The sequence below is a fragment of the Micromonospora echinospora genome, assembly GCF_014203425.1.
GTDB lineage: Bacteria > Actinomycetota > Actinomycetes > Mycobacteriales > Micromonosporaceae > Micromonospora > Micromonospora echinospora_A.
On the sequence record NZ_JACHJC010000001.1, the window covers coordinates 6810744 to 6826771 of the forward strand.

Annotated in this window: 15 protein-coding genes; 8 read left to right on the forward strand and 7 right to left on the reverse strand. The window is 73.3% G+C overall.

The window, feature by feature from the left end; genetic code table 11:
- Nucleotides 1–27: 27 nt before the first annotated feature.
- Both FHU28_RS30665 and FHU28_RS30670 read right to left on the reverse strand, forming a co-directional pair.
- Nucleotides 28–321, reverse strand: a complete 294-nt coding sequence (locus tag FHU28_RS30665) for a type II toxin-antitoxin system PemK/MazF family toxin (protein WP_030501569.1) — start codon at nt 319–321, stop codon at nt 28–30.
- The gene (locus FHU28_RS30670; protein ID WP_030501570.1) at nt 311–568 is read right to left on the reverse strand and encodes a DUF6364 family protein; all 258 of its coding nucleotides are present in this window, start codon (nt 566–568) and stop codon (nt 311–313) included. The genes FHU28_RS30665 and FHU28_RS30670 overlap by 11 nt, the downstream gene beginning before the upstream one ends.
- 175 nt (nt 569–743) lie before the next feature.
- On the opposite strand from FHU28_RS30670, the gene FHU28_RS30675 reads away from it, so the two are divergent.
- Nucleotides 744–1211 (forward strand): helix-turn-helix domain-containing protein, encoded by a 468-nt coding sequence (locus FHU28_RS30675; RefSeq protein ID WP_184688567.1) that lies wholly within the window; start codon nt 744–746, stop codon nt 1209–1211.
- A gap of 40 nt (nt 1212–1251) precedes the next feature.
- Complete coding sequence (locus FHU28_RS30680; RefSeq protein ID WP_311773680.1) at nt 1252–1872, forward strand: PIN domain-containing protein; 621 nt, start codon at nt 1252–1254, stop codon at nt 1870–1872.
- Here FHU28_RS30680 and FHU28_RS30685 read toward each other — a convergent pair.
- Entirely contained in the window at nt 1823–2173 is a 351-nt protein-coding gene (locus tag FHU28_RS30685; protein ID WP_260413214.1) for a class I SAM-dependent methyltransferase, read from the reverse strand. The genes FHU28_RS30680 and FHU28_RS30685 overlap by 50 nt on opposite strands.
- A gap of 184 nt (nt 2174–2357) precedes the next feature.
- Here FHU28_RS30685 and FHU28_RS30690 point away from each other — a divergent pair, with 184 nt between their 5' ends.
- From FHU28_RS30690 to FHU28_RS30710, 5 genes are all read left to right on the forward strand, one after another.
- Complete coding sequence (locus FHU28_RS30690) at nt 2358–4466, forward strand: molybdopterin oxidoreductase family protein (RefSeq protein ID WP_184688570.1); 2109 nt, start codon at nt 2358–2360, stop codon at nt 4464–4466.
- Nucleotides 4463–5935, forward strand: coding sequence for an FAD-dependent oxidoreductase (locus FHU28_RS30695; protein ID WP_184688573.1), 1473 nt, complete (start codon nt 4463–4465; stop codon nt 5933–5935). The genes FHU28_RS30690 and FHU28_RS30695 overlap by 4 nt, the downstream gene beginning before the upstream one ends.
- A 67-nt stretch (nt 5936–6002) precedes the next feature.
- Nucleotides 6003–8513: a nitrite reductase large subunit NirB gene (gene nirB, locus FHU28_RS30700; protein ID WP_184688575.1), complete on the forward strand. Its 2511-nt coding sequence runs from the start codon at nt 6003–6005 to the stop codon at nt 8511–8513.
- Nucleotides 8510–8857: a nitrite reductase small subunit NirD gene (gene nirD, locus FHU28_RS30705; protein ID WP_184688577.1), complete on the forward strand. Its 348-nt coding sequence runs from the start codon at nt 8510–8512 to the stop codon at nt 8855–8857. The genes nirB and nirD overlap by 4 nt, the downstream gene beginning before the upstream one ends.
- Nucleotides 8857–9945 (forward strand): uroporphyrinogen-III synthase, encoded by a 1089-nt coding sequence (locus FHU28_RS30710; protein ID WP_184688579.1) that lies wholly within the window; start codon nt 8857–8859, stop codon nt 9943–9945. The genes nirD and FHU28_RS30710 overlap by 1 nt, the downstream gene beginning before the upstream one ends.
- 11 nt (nt 9946–9956) lie before the next feature.
- Here FHU28_RS30710 and FHU28_RS30715 read toward each other — a convergent pair whose 3' ends face one another.
- From FHU28_RS30715 to FHU28_RS30730, 4 genes are read right to left on the reverse strand one after another with little or no spacing between them, the layout of a single operon-like run.
- A complete protein-coding gene (locus FHU28_RS30715; RefSeq protein ID WP_116508677.1) occupies nt 9957–10574 on the reverse strand; it encodes a GTP-binding protein in 618 nt (205 codons plus the stop codon).
- The gene (locus FHU28_RS30720) at nt 10555–10917 is read right to left on the reverse strand and encodes a DUF742 domain-containing protein (protein ID WP_184688581.1); all 363 of its coding nucleotides are present in this window, start codon (nt 10915–10917) and stop codon (nt 10555–10557) included. The genes FHU28_RS30715 and FHU28_RS30720 overlap by 20 nt, the downstream gene beginning before the upstream one ends.
- Before the next feature lie 59 nt (nt 10918–10976).
- Nucleotides 10977–11384 carry a roadblock/LC7 domain-containing protein gene (locus FHU28_RS30725; RefSeq protein WP_013288588.1) on the reverse strand — a complete coding sequence of 136 codons (408 nt, stop codon included), beginning with the start codon at nt 11382–11384 and terminating at the stop codon, nt 10977–10979.
- On the reverse strand, nt 11381–14398 hold the full coding sequence (locus tag FHU28_RS30730; RefSeq protein WP_184688583.1) for a sensor histidine kinase: 3018 nt from the start codon (nt 14396–14398) through the stop codon (nt 11381–11383). The genes FHU28_RS30725 and FHU28_RS30730 overlap by 4 nt, the downstream gene beginning before the upstream one ends.
- A gap of 447 nt (nt 14399–14845) precedes the next feature.
- Here FHU28_RS30730 and FHU28_RS30735 point away from each other — a divergent pair, with 447 nt between their 5' ends.
- Nucleotides 14846–16027 (forward strand): ABC transporter substrate-binding protein, encoded by a 1182-nt coding sequence (locus FHU28_RS30735; RefSeq protein ID WP_184688586.1) that lies wholly within the window; start codon nt 14846–14848, stop codon nt 16025–16027.
- The last annotated feature ends 1 nt before the right edge of the window (nt 16028 follow it).

Sequence of the window (16028 nt, forward strand, 5' to 3'; positions counted from 1 at the left end):
GTCCGCCGGACGGCGCCGGTGAGGCGGTCACAGCTCCTGGAGAATCCGCAGGGCCCGGCCGACCCGCTGCATGGTCTCGGTGTCGGCCACGTCCACGCACTCGGCGAACCACTTCTTCATCGGCGAGGAGATCCGGTCGGGCATCACCACGTACGCGCCCATCGGCACGGCGAGCGGCGAGTCGCGCAGCAGCGACTCCTCGACCACCTCGGCCACGATCACGATCGGCACCGCCGTGGCGTTGTAGACGTCGGAGCTGATCACCAGACCGAACCGTTCCCGGGCGCCGGAGATGCGCCAGACCTCACCCCTACGCAGCACGCGGACGTCCGCCGAACAGGGCGTCGTCGACGAGCGCGGCCTCCTGGGCGTCGGCCAGGGCGGCGGCTTCCAGGTCGAGACCGGCACGGCCCACCGCGTCGGCGTGCGCGGTGAAGACCTCGCGCAGCGCCTTCTCCCGGGCGGCCTGGTCCATCCAGGCGGAGAGGGAGAGCCCTTCCCGCTTGGCGAACCGGCGCGCCTCCTCGATCGTCTCGTCGGAGAACGACAGTGTCACCTTGGCGGTCATGCCACGAAGACTACCCATCGGTATGACCACCAGTCATCCTCGTCCCCACCGATCGGGGATTAGGACATCACCAAGTGAAACAACCGAATCTAGTTGCGGATATTGCACCTGGAAGCGACGATGATGTGATTCCGAACGGTTAGGACGCGGCCACATCTGCCCACAGGGAGCCGTCATGAGCCTCAGCACCGGCATGGCCGCCTCGGTAATGCCCACCGAGGGAGCGGAGCGCCAGAAGGCAGCCGCCATGGAGGAGTTCCTCGCGCGGCACCCCCTCGCCGCAGGCGGGGGCGTGGCCCGCCTCGTCTCGGCGGACGGCGAGGAGGTCGAGGTTCCCGCCCAGATGTTCGACGTCCTCCATCAGATCTCGGCGATGCTCGCCCGCGGCGACGGCGTCGCGATCAGCGCCATCTCCCGCGAACTGACGACGACCGAGGCGGCGAAGCTGCTCGGCATGTCCCGCCCCACACTCGTCCGCCTTCTGGAGAACGGGTCGATCGCGTCCCACCGGGTCGGGAGCCACCGGCGCCTCTTTCTCCGCGACGTCCTCGCATTCCGGCAACGACAGATGGAAGAGCGACGGAAGTCGTACGAGGCCCTGATGTGGGAGTCCGACGCGCTGGGCTTCACCGACGACGTGTAGTTCCCGGACCGGCCAGGGGGCGCTGGGTAGGGTGTCCACTGTGATCCCCAGCGCCCCACTGGTGTTCCTGGACGCGAACGTTCTCTATTCCAGGACCCTTCGCGACTGGATCAGCCTTCTCGCACTCGAAGGCGACTGCGCCGTCTTCGATCTGCGGTACAGCGAGGACGTCCTGGCGGAATGGATGTATCGCCTGCGGCGCAAGCGGCCCGAGCATTCCGAGCAGGCGATCGGTGGGCAGCGGCGTCGTTTCGTCCAGGCATTTCCGTACGGCTTCGTCACCGGCTATTCGCCGAACGACGTGCCGTGCCCGCCGGACCCGGAGGACCGGCATGTCCTGGCCGCCGCCGTCCATGGCCGCGCCGACATCCTGGTGACCGACGACCGGCGCGGCTTTCCTCCGGAATGCGTGCGGGAATTGCTGTCGGTCCTCACCGGTGACGAGTTCCTCAACTGGGTGGCCGACCGTTCGATGCCCCTGGTTCTGCGGGCATTGGCGCGGCAGATCGACTACTACCGGCGCAGCCTCGTCTCAGAGGACAAGGACGCGGTCGAGTTGATCGCCCACCTACGGAAGGCCGGCGCACCCGTTTCGCCGAGCGGCTCGAGAATCACCTCGCCGGCCGCTGACCGCCGAAGACCGCGAAACGCCATTCCTTGAAGAAGCAGTCCACGTCCACCAGTCCCGCCTCGGCCAGCCACCGGCACTGCTCGGCCACCGTGGCCGGCCGGTCGTGCCGCATCCGCTCCCGGGCGCCGGCGATCTCCTCGGCGTCGGAGCCCAGCTCGGTGATCCGCGCCGTCCACACCTCGTCGTAGCGGCGGTCCAGCTCCGGGGTCGGCCCGGCCACCTGCTCGGCGTTGACGAACACGCCGCCCGGCGCCAGCGCGTCCGCCGCCCGCCGGTACAGCGCCCGCTTGCCGGAGTCGTCGAGGTGGTGGATGGCCAGCGCGGAGACCACCGCGTCGTACCGGCCGGCGGGCAGCGGGCAGCAGGTCGGTTACGTCCTAATATATGAGATTTTTGTCCCACATTTTAAACCCCACGGACGGCTCCGTCACGTGCGTGCGGTGTGAAGCGCTCGTGACAGGACCGAAACAGAGCAGACCCGGACCGGAAACCGCCCGACGGCACGCTTTTCCGACATGACAGACGGTGCACGCACGGCGACGCGAAGGGGTTCACGCCCCGAACAGGTCGCCACGCACTGCCCGTACTGCGCACTGCAGTGCGGCATGGTGCTGAGCGCCACCGGCGACGGCGTCGAGGTCGGCGCCCGGGACTTCCCCACCAACCGGGGCGGGCTGTGCCAGAAGGGGTGGACCGCCGCCGACCTGCTCGACCACCCGGACCGGCTCACCACCCCGCTGCTGCGCGACCGGCCCGGCGGCGAGCTGCGCCTGGCGACCTGGGACGAGGCGCTCGACCGCGTCGCCGCCGGCGTGCAGGACGTGCAGCACCGCCACGGGCCGGACGCCGTGGCCGTCTTCGGCGGCGGCGGGCTGACGAACGAGAAGGCGTACGCGCTGGGCCGCTTCGCCCGGGTGACGCTGCGGACCCGGCACATCGACTACAACGGGCGCTGGTGCATGTCCTCGGCCGCCGCGGCCGGCAACCGGGCGTTCGGGATCGACAGAGGGCTGCCCTTCCCGCTGGCCGACCTCGGCCGCGCGGACACGCTGCTGCTGGTCGGCGCGAACCCGGCCGAGACCATGCCGCCGCTGATGCGGCACGTCACCGACCTGCGGGAACGCGGTGGCCGGCTGATCGTCGTGGACCCCCGGGCCACAGCCACCGCCCGCCAGGCCGACCTGCACCTGCAGCCGCTGCCCGGCACCGATCTCGCGGTGGCGAACGCGCTGCTGCACATCGCGCTCACCGAGGGCTGGCTGGACCGGGCGTACGTCGCGGAGCGGACCACCGGCTTCGACGAGGTCCGGCGGACGGTCGCCGGCTACTGGCCGGCGGAGGTGGAACGGCTCTCCGGCGTGCCGGTGGCCGACCTGTACGCGACCGCACGCGCGCTCGCCACTGTGGACCGGGCGGTCATTCTCACCGCGCGGGGCGCCGAGCAGCACGCCAAGGGCGTGGACACGGTCACCGCCTTCATCAACCTGGCGCTCGCCCTGGGCCTGCCCGGTCGCCCCGGCTCCGGCTACGGGTGCCTGACCGGGCAGGGCAACGGGCAGGGCGGCCGGGAACACGGGCAGAAGGCCGACCAGCTGCCCGGCTACCGGCGTATCGACGACCCGGCGGCCCGCGAGCACGTGGCCGGAGTGTGGGGCGTCGACCCGGACGCGCTGCCCGGGCCGGGGGTGCCGGCGTACCAGCTCCTGGACGCGCTGGGCACGCCGTCGGGCGCCCGGGCGCTGCTGGTGTTCGGCTCCAACCCGGTCGTGTCCGCGCCCCGCGCGGCGCGGGTCGAGTCCCGGCTGCGCGCCCTGGACCTGCTCGTGGTCGCGGACTTCGTCCGCTCCGAGACCGCCGAGCTGGCCGACGTGGTGCTGCCGGTCGCCCAGTGGGCCGAGGAGGACGGCACGATGACCAACCTGGAGGGCCGCGTGCTGCGCCGCCGGGCGCTGCGTGAGCCACCGGCCGGGGTCCGTACCGAGCTGGAGATCCTCGCCGCGCTCGCCGGGCGGCTGACCGACGGCGCGCCACTGCCGACCGACCCGCGTGAGGTGTTCGCGGAGCTGGGCCGGGCCTCGGCCGGCGGGCCGGCCGACTACGCCGGGATCACCTGGGACCGGATCGACGCCGACACCGGCGTCTTCTGGCCCTGCCCGGACCGGGACGGCCCGGACACCCCCCGGCTGTTCGCCGACCGCTTCCCCACCCCGGACGGCCGGGCCCGGTTCCACGCCGTGACCCACCGGCCGGCCGCCGAGCCGGTGTGCGCCGACTACCCGCTGCACTTCACCACCGGCCGGGTGCTGGCTCAATACCAGTCCGGCGCGCAGACCCGGCGGGTGGCCGCGTTGCGCCGGGCCGCACCGGGCGGGTTCGTCGAGCTGCACCCGGACCTGGCGGCCCGTCTCGGCGTGACCGAGGGAGCGCCGGTACGTGTGGTCTCCCGCCGGGGTGAGCTGCGGGCGCCGGCCCGGCTCAGCACGGCGATCCGGCCGGACACCGTCTTCGCGCCGTTCCACTGGCCGGGCGCGCAACGCGCCAACTCGGTCACCAACGACGCCCTCGACCCGGTCTCCGGGATGCCCGAGTTCAAGATCTGCGCGGTCCGGGTGGAGCCGGCATGAACGAACGCATAGTCGTCGTCGGCTACGGCATGGCCGGCGCCCGGCTCGCCGCCGAGCTGCACGCACGCGGCGGGGACCGGCGGATCACCGTGCTCGGGGCGGAGCCGCACCGCGCGTACAACCGGATCATGCTCTCCACGCTGCTCGCCGGGCGCATCGGCGAGCCGGACGTGGAGCTGGTCGAAGCCGTCGGGCCGGGCGTCGAGGTGCACACCGGCGCGGCGGTCACCGCCGTGGACCGGGCCGCCCGGGAGGTGGTCACCGCCGACGGCGGCCGGCACGGGTACGACCACCTGGTGCTCGCCACCGGCAGCCTGGCCGTCGTGCCGCCGCTGCCGGGCCTCGCGCCGCTGCCCGAGCGGGTCGTCCCGTTCCGCACGCTCGGGGACTGCCGGCGGATCCTCGCCGCCGCCGAGGGCGCGCGACGCGTGACAGTGCTCGGCGGCGGGCTGCTGGGCCTGGAGGCGGCCCGAGGGCTCGCCGCGCGGGGTCTCGACGTGACTGTGGTCCACCCGGTCGGGCACCTGATGGAACGCCAGCTCGACCCGTCCGCCGGCGCGGTCCTCGCCGGCACGCTCGCCGGCCTGGGCGTCCGGTCCCGGCTCGGGGCGCCGGCCACCGCCGTGACCGCCGACGCCGACGGCGTCCGCCTGCACCTGGGCGACGCCGAACCGCTCGACGCCGACCTGCTGGTGCTCTGCTGCGGGGTACGCCCCGACACCGCGCTCGCCGCCTCCGCCGGTCTCGCCGTCGAGCGGGGCGTGGTGGTGGACGACCGGATGCGGACGAGCGACCGGCGGATCTCCGCCATCGGCGACTGCGCGCAGCACGACGGGGCGCTGACCGGGCTTGTCGCGCCGGCCTGGGCGCAGGCCCGGGTGGTGGCCGACGTGCTGACCGGAGCGGATCCGCTGGCCCGCTACCGCCCTCGGCCCGCGGTGACCCGGCTCAAGGCGGCCGGCATCGACCTGGCCGCGATGGGTGACGTGGCCGGGACCGGCGACCCGGGCGGCCCGGTCGAGGAGCTGACCTTCGCCGACCCGGCCCGGGGCACCTACGCCCGGCTGCGCATCCGGGACGAGCGGCTGACCGGCGCGATCCTGCTCGGCGACAACCCGGCGGTCGGCACGGTGGTGCAGCTGTTCGACAGGGGCGCGCCGGTGCCGACGGACCGGCGCTCGCTGCTGCTCGGCCGGGCGTTCGGCGAGACGCAGTCCGGGCCGGCCGCGTCCCCGGCGCTGATGCCGGACGCCGCGACCGTGTGCCGGTGCAACGACGTGACCAAGGGCGCGCTGGTGGCGTGCTGGCGGGCGGGCGCCCGGACGGCGGCGGCGCTGTCCGCGGGGACCCGGGCCGCCACCGGCTGCGGCGGCTGCCGGGACGCGGTCGCCGGCATCGCCGGCTGGCTCGCCGAGGCCGACCCGCAGGCAGCCGACGAGGTACGCGAGACGGTGGAGGTGGCGTCATGAGCGAGCGAATCAGCAGGCTCAGCGCGGAGGTGCCTCGTGGCGCCACGCAGCGAAGCGGAGTGGCGTCATGAGCGAGCGGCTGGTCGTGATCGGGAACGGCATGGTCGGGCAGCGCTTCGTCGAGGCGCTGCGGGCCCGGGACACCGGTGGGCGGTGGCGGGTCACGGTGCTGGCCGAGGAGCGGCGTCCGGCGTACGACCGGGTGCGCCTCTCGGCCGTCTTCGACGGGGTGGACGCCGACGAGCTGACGGTGCACACCCCCGACGACGGAGTGGACCTGCGGCTGGGCGAGCCGGCCACCGGGGTCGACCGGGCGCGTCGGGTGGTGACCACGGCGGCCGGGGAGTACCCGTACGACGCGCTGGTGCTGGCCACCGGCTCGTACGCGTTCGTGCCGCCGGTCGACGGCACGGAGCTGCCCGGCGTCTTCGTCTACCGGACGCTGGACGACCTGGCCGCGATCCGGGAGCACGCCCGGGGGCGGCGCACCGGCGCGGTCATCGGCGGCGGACTGCTCGGGCTGGAGGCGGCGAACGCGCTGCGGCTGCTCGGGCTCGACACCAGCGTGGTCGAGTTCGCGCCCCGGCTGATGCCGGTGCAGGTGGACGAGGCGGGCGGCGCGATGCTCCGCCGCTACGTCGAGGAGCTGGGCGTCACGCCGTACCTCGGGGTGGCCACCACAGCGCTGCGCCCCGGGCCGGACGGCACTGTCGCCGCGCTCGACCTGGCCGACGGCCGCACTGTCGACGCGGAGCTGGTGGTGGTGGCCGCCGGGATCCGGCCGCGCGACGAGCCGGCCCGGACGGCCGGGCTGCCGCTCGGCCCGCGCGGCGGCGTGCTGGTGGACGCTTCCTGCCGTACGACCGACGAGCGGATCTGGGCGGTCGGCGAGTGCGCTGCCGTGGACGGGGTCTGCCACGGGCTGGTCGCGCCCGGGTACGCCACCGCCGAGGTGGTCGCGGACCGGCTGCTCGGCGGCGCGGCCACGTTCCCCGGCGCGGACACCGCGACGAAGCTCAAGCTGCTCGGCGTCGACGTGGCCTCGTTCGGCGACGCGCACGGCGTCACCCCCGGCTGCCTGGACGTGACGTTCACCGACCCGGCCACCCGCGCGTACGCGAAGCTGGTCCTCTCCGACGACGCGCGGACGCTGCTCGGCGGCGTGCTGGTCGGGGACGCGAGCGCGTACCCGGCGTTGCGGGCCAGTGTCGGCGGGCCGCTGCCCGCTCCCCCGCTGGCGTTGCTGGCGCCGGCCGGCGGCCCGGGCGCCGGCGCGGGCGCGTTGCCGGCCGCCGCGCAGGTCTGCTCCTGCAACGCGGTGACCCGGGCCGACCTGGACGCGGCGATCGCCGGCGGGGCGACCGACGTGCCGGCGTTGAAAGCGTGCACCCGGGCCGGTACGAGCTGCGGCTCCTGCCTGCCGATGCTCAAGCAGCTGCTGGACGCCGCCGGGGTGCGCCAGTCGAAAGCGCTGTGCGAGCACTTCGACAGCAGCCGGCAGGAGCTGTTCGACCTGATCCGGGTGCGGGGCATCGGCACGTTCTCCCGGCTCGTCGCCGAGCACGGGCGCGGGAGCGGCTGCGACATCTGCAAGCCGGTGGTGGCCTCCATCCTGGCCTCGCTCGGCGCCGGGCACGTGCTCGACGGCGAACAGGCGTCGCTGCAGGACACGAACGACCACTTCCTGGCCAACCTGCAACGCGACGGCAGCTACTCGGTGGTGCCCCGGATTCCCGGCGGGGAGATCACCCCCGAGAAGCTGATCGCGATCGGCGAGGTGGCCCGCGACTTCCAGCTCTACACGAAGATCACCGGCGGGCAGCGGATCGACCTGTTCGGCGCGCGGGTCGACCAGTTGCCGCAGATCTGGCGCCGGCTCGTCGACGCGGGCTTCGAGTCGGGCCACGCCTACGGCAAGGCGCTGCGCACCGTGAAGTCCTGCGTCGGCGACACCTGGTGCCGCTACGGCGTCCAGGACTCGGTTGGGCTGGCGATCGCGCTGGAGCTGCGCTACCGAGGGCTGCGCGCGCCGCACAAGCTCAAGTCGGCGGTCTCCGGCTGCGCCCGGGAGTGCGCCGAGGCCCGGAGCAAGGACTTCGGCGTCATCGCCACCGAGGGCGGCTGGAACCTGTACGTCGGCGGCAACGGCGGCTTCCGGCCCCGGCACGCCGACCTGTTCGCCACCGATCTGAGCACCGCCGAGCTGGTCACGCTGATCGACAGGTTCCTCATGTACTACATCCGCACCGCCGACCGGTTGCAGCGCACCGCCGCCTGGATCGAGGCGATGGACGGCGGCCTGGACCACCTCCGGTCGGTGCTCGTGGACGACTCGCTCGGCCTCTGCGCCGACCTCGACGCGGCCATGGCCCGGCACGTCACGAGCTACTCCGACGAGTGGCGCGACGTGCTGGAGGACCCGGAGCGGCTGCGCCGCTTCGCCTCGTTCGTCAACGCGCCCGGCGTGCCCGACCCGTCCATCACGTTCACCCGGGAGCGGGGCCAGCCGGTGCCCGCCCGGGACGCCGGGCACCGCCGTCAACCCGTTGTGCTCGGACTGCCGGAGGTACGCCGATGAGCCCTGTCGTCACGCTGGACTGGATGCCGGTCTGCCCGCTGGACCGGCTCGACCTCGACCGGGGCGTGGCCGCGCTCGTCGACGGCGTGCAGGTAGCTGTCTTCCGCACCGCGAGCGGGCTGTACGCGGTGGACAACCTCGACCCGGTCGGCGGCGCGTACGTCATGTCCCGCGGTCTCGTGGGCAGCCGGGGCGGCGTGCCGACGCTCTCCTCGCCGCTGCACAAGCAGGTCTACGACCTCACCACCGGGCGGTGCCTGGACCTGCCCGGCGTGACGCTGACGCGGCACCGGGTGCGCTGCCGGGACGGCCAGGTCGAGGTGCGGTTACGGCAGGAGCAGTGATGCGGGACGAGCTGGCCGGTTTCACCATCGGGGTCACCGCGGACCGGCGGCGCGACGAACTGGCCGCCCTGCTCCAGCGGCGCGGTGCGCGGGTGGTGCTCGCCCCGGCGCTGCGGATCGTCCCGCTCGCCGACGACACCGACCTGCGTGAGGCCACCCGGGCCTGCCTGGAACATCCGCCGGACGTGCTGATGGCCAACACCGGCATCGGCATGCGGGGCTGGCTGGAGGCGGCCGAGGGCTGGGGGCTGGCCGAGCCGCTGCGCGCCACGCTCGCCCGCGCGTACGTGGTGTCCCGGGGCCCCAAGGCGACCGGGGCGATCCGCGCCGCCGGGCTGCGCGAGCACTGGTCGCCGGGGTCGGAGAGCTGCGACGAGGTGGTGGAGCACCTGGTCTCGCGCGGCGTGGCAGGCAAGGTGGTGGCGATGCAACTGCACGGCGAGCGGCAACCCGAGTGCACCGACGCCCTGGTGGCGGCCGGGGCCACGGTGATCGAGGTGCCGGTCTACCGGTGGGCGCCGCCGGCCGACCCGGCGCCGCTGCACCGGCTCATCGACCTGGTCGCCGGGCGGCTCGTCGACGCGGTCACGTTCACCTCGGCCCCGGCGGCCGAGGCCCTGCTGCGGGCGGCCGGGGACCGTACCGAGACGGTGCTGGAGGCGCTGCGCGGCGACGTGCTGGCCGGGTGCGTGGGCACCGTGACCGCCGAGCCGCTGGTCCGGCGCGGCGTGCCGGTGAGCGCGCCCAGCCGGGCGCGGCTGGGCGCGCTGGTCCGCACCATCGTCGAGGAGCTGCCCCGGCGCACGGTCTCGGTGAAGGCGGCCGGGCACGTGCTGACGCTGCGCGGCCACGCCGCGGTGGTGGACGGGGAGCTGCGCCAGCTCGCGCCGGCCCCGATGGCCGTGCTGCGCGCGCTCGCCGCGTCACCCGGCAAGGTGCTCTCCCGCACCGCGCTGCTGCGTACGCTGCCGCGCGGCGCGGACGAGCACGCGGTGGAGATGGCTGTCGCCCGGCTGCGGGTCGGGCTGAAGGCGCCCCGCGTGGTGCAGACAGTGGTCAAGCGGGGCTACCGCCTGCGGGTCGACTGACCCGCAGGCGGTCAGCCGACCGAGGCCGGGTAGCCGTGCTCGGCCTGGAGGCGGAGCATCGCGTGCTCGACCACGGTCACCAGCACCTGCTTGACCGAGTCCCGCCGGCGGGCGTCGCACAGGACCATCGGCACGTCCGGGGAGATGGCGAGCGCCTCCCGGACCTCCTCCAGCTCGTAGTGCGGCGCGTCTTCGAAGCGGTTCAACGCCACGACGTACGGCAGCTTGCGGTTCTCGAAGTAGTCCAGCGGCGCGAACGCGTCGGTGATCCGGCGGGTGTCCACCAGCACCGCCGCGCCCACCGCGCCCCGGATGATCTCGTCCCACATGAACCAGAAGCGGGTCTGGCCGGGCGTGCCGAACAGGTAGAGGATCAGGTCCTCCGCCATGGTGATACGGCCGAAGTCCATGGCGACCGTGGTGGTCTCCTTGCCCGGCACCTTCGACGCGTCGTCGATGCCCACGCCCGCCGCGGTCATCAGCGCCTCGGTGGTCAGCGGCTGGATCTCGGAGATCGCACCGACCAGGGTGGTCTTGCCCACGCCGAAGCCGCCCGCGATCACGATCTTCGCGGAGATGATCTCCCGGCCGCGGTTCACCCCGTCGGGGTCATAGTTCGCGAAGTCCACTTAGCACCCTTCCAAGCAGGTTCATGCGCGCCGCGAAACCCGTCGCGGGAGCGGCAGTGTGTAGCGTCAGCAGGCCCTCGGCCACCATGTCGGCGACCAGCACCCGGGTGACGCCCAGCGGCATCCGGGTGTAAGCGGCGATTTCCGCCAGCGACTGTGCCCGGCCTTCACAGACCGAGGAGATGCGGTACTTGTCGTGCCCGGCGAAACGCGCCTCGGCCGACTGCGTGGCCGTGCTCGACAGCACGGCTTCGAGCGCGATGTTCTGCAACGGCTCGGTGCGGCCCCGGGTGACCGCGTACGGTCGCACCAGCGCGCCACGCGGATCACGTCGCGGGTCCATCTCGCGATCACCTCCCCTCATACGGAGCGCAGCGGCTCCGGCTCATGTCGGCGGCCCGGTCAGGACCGGACGGCGTCCCTCGGCAGCGGGACCAGCGCCTGGCCGACCCGTTCCACGAGCAACGCCATCTCGTAGCCGACCTGGCCCACGTCGCAGCTGCGCGCCGCGAGCACGGCCATCGAGGAGCCGTCGCTGATGGACATCAGGAACAGGTAACCGCTGTCCATCTCGATCACGGTCTGCAGCACCCCGCCGGCGCTGAACATGCGCGCCGCGCCCTCGGTCAGGCTCACCACGCCGGAGGTGATCGCGGCGAGCTGGTCGGCCCGGTCCCCGGGCAGGTCCCGGGAGGAGGCGAGCAGCAGCCCGTCCGCGGAGACCGCCACCACGTGGGCGATGCCCGCCACGCTGTCGGCGAAGTTGGTGAGAAGCCAACCCATGTCCTGCATGGCCGCCGGCCTGTTCATCGGTTCGTCTCCTTGGTCGAGGTGCTGTTCGGGTCGGCGCCGGCCGTACGGCCCCGCTGGACGCCACGGTGGTAGGCGGAGAGCAGCCCCCGTACCTCGTCCGGCGTGCGCCGGCTGCGGTCCCGGCCGCTCTTCGGCTCGATCCCGCCGGGCACGAGCTGGGCCTGCGGCACCCGCTTGGGCAGGCCCGAACGGGTGGTGCCGCCGGTGGTGGGCTCCGCGGCCCGGCTGGCCCGCGTCCAGCCCTCGTCGGCCGCGGTACGCCAGGCGCTCGGGTCGATGCCGGGCGCGGGCTCGGCGGCGGGTGGTGGCGCCGGGGCGGCCGGTGGCGGCGACGCGGCCGCCGGGGCGGCCGCCGCGGGTGGCGCGGACGGCACGGCCGGTGCGTTGTACGCGGCCGGCGTGCTCAGCCCCGACGCCTGCGCGCCCGGGGTACGGGTGGGCAGCGGCGGACGCGCCGACGCCGCGGGCGGCGGCACGGCCGGCTGGGCCGGCGCGGGCGGCTCGTCGAAGGTGGGCCGGGTGAAGATGGTGGTCTCGTCCTCTCCGTGCGAGCGGAACCAGACCGCCTCCATCTCCCGGAATATCGGGGCCTCGGCCCGCTGCTCGGGACGAGCCACCACGGGCTTTGCCGGGGTGGTCTCCACCGTCGGCGCCGCGGCGAGCGGCTGGTAGGCCGGAGGCGCCGCCTCGGTGCTGGGCGACCGCTTGGGCAGCGGGTCGAGCGCGGGGTACGCCACCGTCGGCCCGCCGGCCGACCAGCCCGCCCCGGAGACCGGGGCCGGCGTGGCAGGGGCCGCCGGCAGCGTGCCGGGCGCCCCGCCGAGCTGCACGGCGGGAGTGGTGTCACGCACCTCGGCGGGCGTCTGCCACCTGGCGGGCGGGGCGGTGGTGGCCCCGCGCCATCCGTCGGCGAGCGTCGCGGTGGCGGCGCCCCGGCCGGCGCCGGCAAGCGCGTCGGCGACGCCGACCTGGCTCAGCGGCGACTGCTCGACGGCCAACGGCTGGCGCGGCCGGGTCAGCGGGGCCTGACCCCGGTTGGCCGGCAGCACCACAGTCGAGTTCGGCAGTGTGACCTGGGCGACAGTGCCGCCCTCGACGTTGCGGCGCAGCTCGACCCGGATGCCGTACCGGGAGGCGAGGCGGCTCACCACGGCCAGACCCATCAGCCGGAACGCGGCCACGTCGACGGTCGGCGGTGCGGCCAGGCGCCGGTTGAGCGAGTCGAGCTGCTCGTCGCTGAGGCCGAGGCCCCGGTCCTCGATCTGGATCAGCACGTAGTCGCGGATCCGGCGGCCGTCGGCCACCACCGAGGTGTTCGGCGGCGAGAAGCGGGTGGCGTTGTCGAGCAGTTCCGCGACCAGCCGGACGACGTCGTTGACGGCGTGGGCGGCCACCGAGATGTCGGTGTCGACGGTGCCGAACTCGACGCGGTTGTAGAGCTCCACCTCGGACTGCGCGGCGCGCAGCACGTCGACCAGGAGCGCGTCGTCGCGACGCGGCACCGCCGAGTCGGCGCCGGCGAGCACCAGCAGGTTCTCGTCGTTGCGGCGCATCCGGGTGGCCAGGTGGTCCAGCTCGAACAGCTGCGCCAGACGCTTCGGGTCCTCCTCGGACCGCTCGATCGCGTCCAGCTCGCCGATCATGCGGTCGACCAGGCTCTGCGAGCGGCGGGCCAGGTTGAGGAACATCGCCGAGACGCTCGTCCGCAGCGCGGCCTGCTCGGCCGCCACCCGTACCGCCTCCCGGTGGACCACGTTGAAGGCGACGGCCACCTGGCCGACCTCGTCGCGGTTGGTCAGCTTGATCGGGTCTCGGACCTGCTGGACGATCTCGTCCACGCCGCCGTCGCCGATGGCGTTGATGTTCTGCAGCCGGCTCACCGCGTCCGGCAGGTCGTGGTTCGCCACCGCGAGCGCGCCCTCACGCAGCCGGCGCAGCGAGTCGTTCAGCGACCGGGCGAGCACCACGGCGAGCGTCACCGCGATGGCCAGCGTGATCAGCACCAGCAGGCCCTCCACGACCGCCTGCCGGATCACGTCGGCGCGTAGCTCGTCGGCGTCGGCGAGCAGGTCGTCCAGGAGTTGGATCTCCGCCCACCGCATCAGCTCGTCGACCGCGCCGATCGCGTCGGCCGCCTCCTGCCGGGTGACGAGCCCAGGGCGCCCGACCGAGCGGGACAGGTCGGCGGCGACCCGGTCGGCGAGCTGGACGGCGTCACCGGAGACGGTGCGGTCCACCAGGGCCCGCTGGGCCGGCGTCGCGGACCGGGAGAAGGTGAGCAGCGCCTCCTGCTGACTGGTCAGGGTGGCCACGAAGGAGGAGAACTGCTCCTCGTCGATCCGGCCGGCGCCGAGCGCGGTGAAGGCGACCGCCTGTTCCTCGGCCACCGCGGCCTTGGCGTGGGCGAACGCGGCCACCGCGCGGCGGGCGTCGGCCAGGCTCTCCGCGCCCGGCTGCTGGGCCAGGGCGTCGCTGTACGCGACCAGGTCGTTCAGGACGATGCCGTAGCGCAGGCTGGCCTCGGCCACCGGCATCTGCGACCGGTCCAGCACCTCCTGGCGCACGCCGTTCAACGTGGACAGGTGGGCGTCGATGACCTTGAGCTGGTTGCTGACCGAGCCCGGCACGTCACCGAGCCGGCGCCGCTCCTCCTGGTACGCCGCGATGCGCTCGTCGGTCTGGCGCACCCGCAGGTTGTACGCGTCCGGCTTCTGGTCCGGCTGGGCCAGGAAGACCGCCGCCGCCATCCGCTCCTTGTGGAGGTCCTGGGTGAGCGCCGAGATGTCGACCGACACGGCCGTCAGCGACCGGACCCGGTCCGCCTCGAACGCGCCCTGGCCCACCGAGACGAGTCGGATAGTTGCCAGTGCGATGACAGCCGCTACCGGAACGACCAGGATGAGGGCGAGTTTCGAGCGGATACGCGCGTCGCGCAGCCTCGGCAGGCGCCGTCGCCGGTTCCGCTGATCGGCGTTGGGGCTCCCGGGCAGGGTCGTAGGTCCGGTGCTCACGACATCGCCTCCGTCGTTTCTTCCACGCGCGACCCGCTGACCCGTGCCTGGTGCAGCGGCGAGCGCCGCGCGCGGCACGGCCGCGATTTCATCAGACGAGATCGTGTTTGGGAAGCCGCAGGGAGGCAGGAAACGGTCGGGGTCGGCGCAACCCGTGATCCGATCACCTAATACCTTCTTTTCTCCAACCCCCTGATCAGGGGATGTCACTCCAGAGTGGTCACGCGCTTCTGTGCAGTAATTGTCAGTTAATGTTCCGTGTCCCCAGCATGTGGGATGGCTGTCCCGAAACAGCACTCGAGATCCCGGCTTGACCACAGGCCCCGGCATTGGCAAGGTTTTGCAGGCTTCGCGCACACCGTACGGCACACCAATCCCGTTCCTCCACTGAGGACGGACTAGCGGCGGTGATCGGGCGTCGGCCCGCGCCGCACCTGGAGGACTGAGTTGAGCCCCATCCGCTCCGCGAGCTTCGCGGCGCTCGCATCGGCCGTGCTGGCCACCACGCTCACCGGCTGCGGGATCGGCGGGGAACCGCAGGACACCAGCCCCATCGTCATCGCCGCCGACCTGGAACTCTCCGGCGCGTCGGCGCCGGTCGGCAAGGTGTACCAGCGGGCACTGGAACTGAAGGTCGAGCAGGTGAACTCGTCCGGCGCGCTGGGTGGCCGGAGGATCGACCTGAGGATCAAGGACAACCGCTCCGACGCTGCGGAATCCTTGCGGAACATCAATGATTTCAGCGGCGACTCACGGGTCAGCGCCGTCATCATGGGCGGCTGCAACGAATGCGCCGTCGGCGCGGCCCGCACCATCGGTGAGAAGCGCATTCCGACGATCGCACTGGCTTCGTCGAGCGCGGTCACCGAACCGGTGGACCAACGACGATATGTCTTCAAGCTCGCCCCGAACGCCGCCGACAGCGCCGCCGCGCTCGCCACCGAACTGGAGCGGCGCAACATCCGCAAGGTCGCGCTGCTGCACAGCGCCGACGGTTACGGCCAGGAAGGGCTCACCGCGCTGCAGCGGGAGCTGGAAAAGACCACGGTGCGGCTGGTGGGCAACGAATCGGTGCGGCTCACCGACACCGAGGTCGGCACGCAGGTCAACGATCTGATCGCCGCCAAGCCGCAGGCCCTGATCCTCTGGACCACGCCGGAGCAGGCGACGCTGGCCGCCACCACGGCCCGGCAGAGCAAGTTCCGCGGGTCGCTGTTCTTCGACGCCGCGGCCGCCGGCGACCTCTTCCTGGGCCCGTCGGCCCGCTCCACCGAAGAGGCCACGCTGATCTTCACCCAGACCATGGTGATCGACGATGTGATCGCCACCACCCCGGCCAAGGCCGCACGCCGGCAGTGGTTCCAGGACTACACCGCCCGGTTCGGCGGCTACAACGGCTTCTCCTCGTTCGCCGCGGACGCGGTCCAGCTGATCGTCGACGCCGAGCAGCGCGCCGGTGGCGAACCGGGCAAGATCGACCGGGACGCGCTGCGCGACGTGCTGGAGACCTCGCAGCTGGACGGGCTGTCCGGGCCGATCCGGATGACGCCGGACAACCACTCCGGGTTGATGCCGCAGGCGTTGACGACGCTCGTGGCTCGTGGTGGTCGTTGGCGGCTCGCGGGTTAGT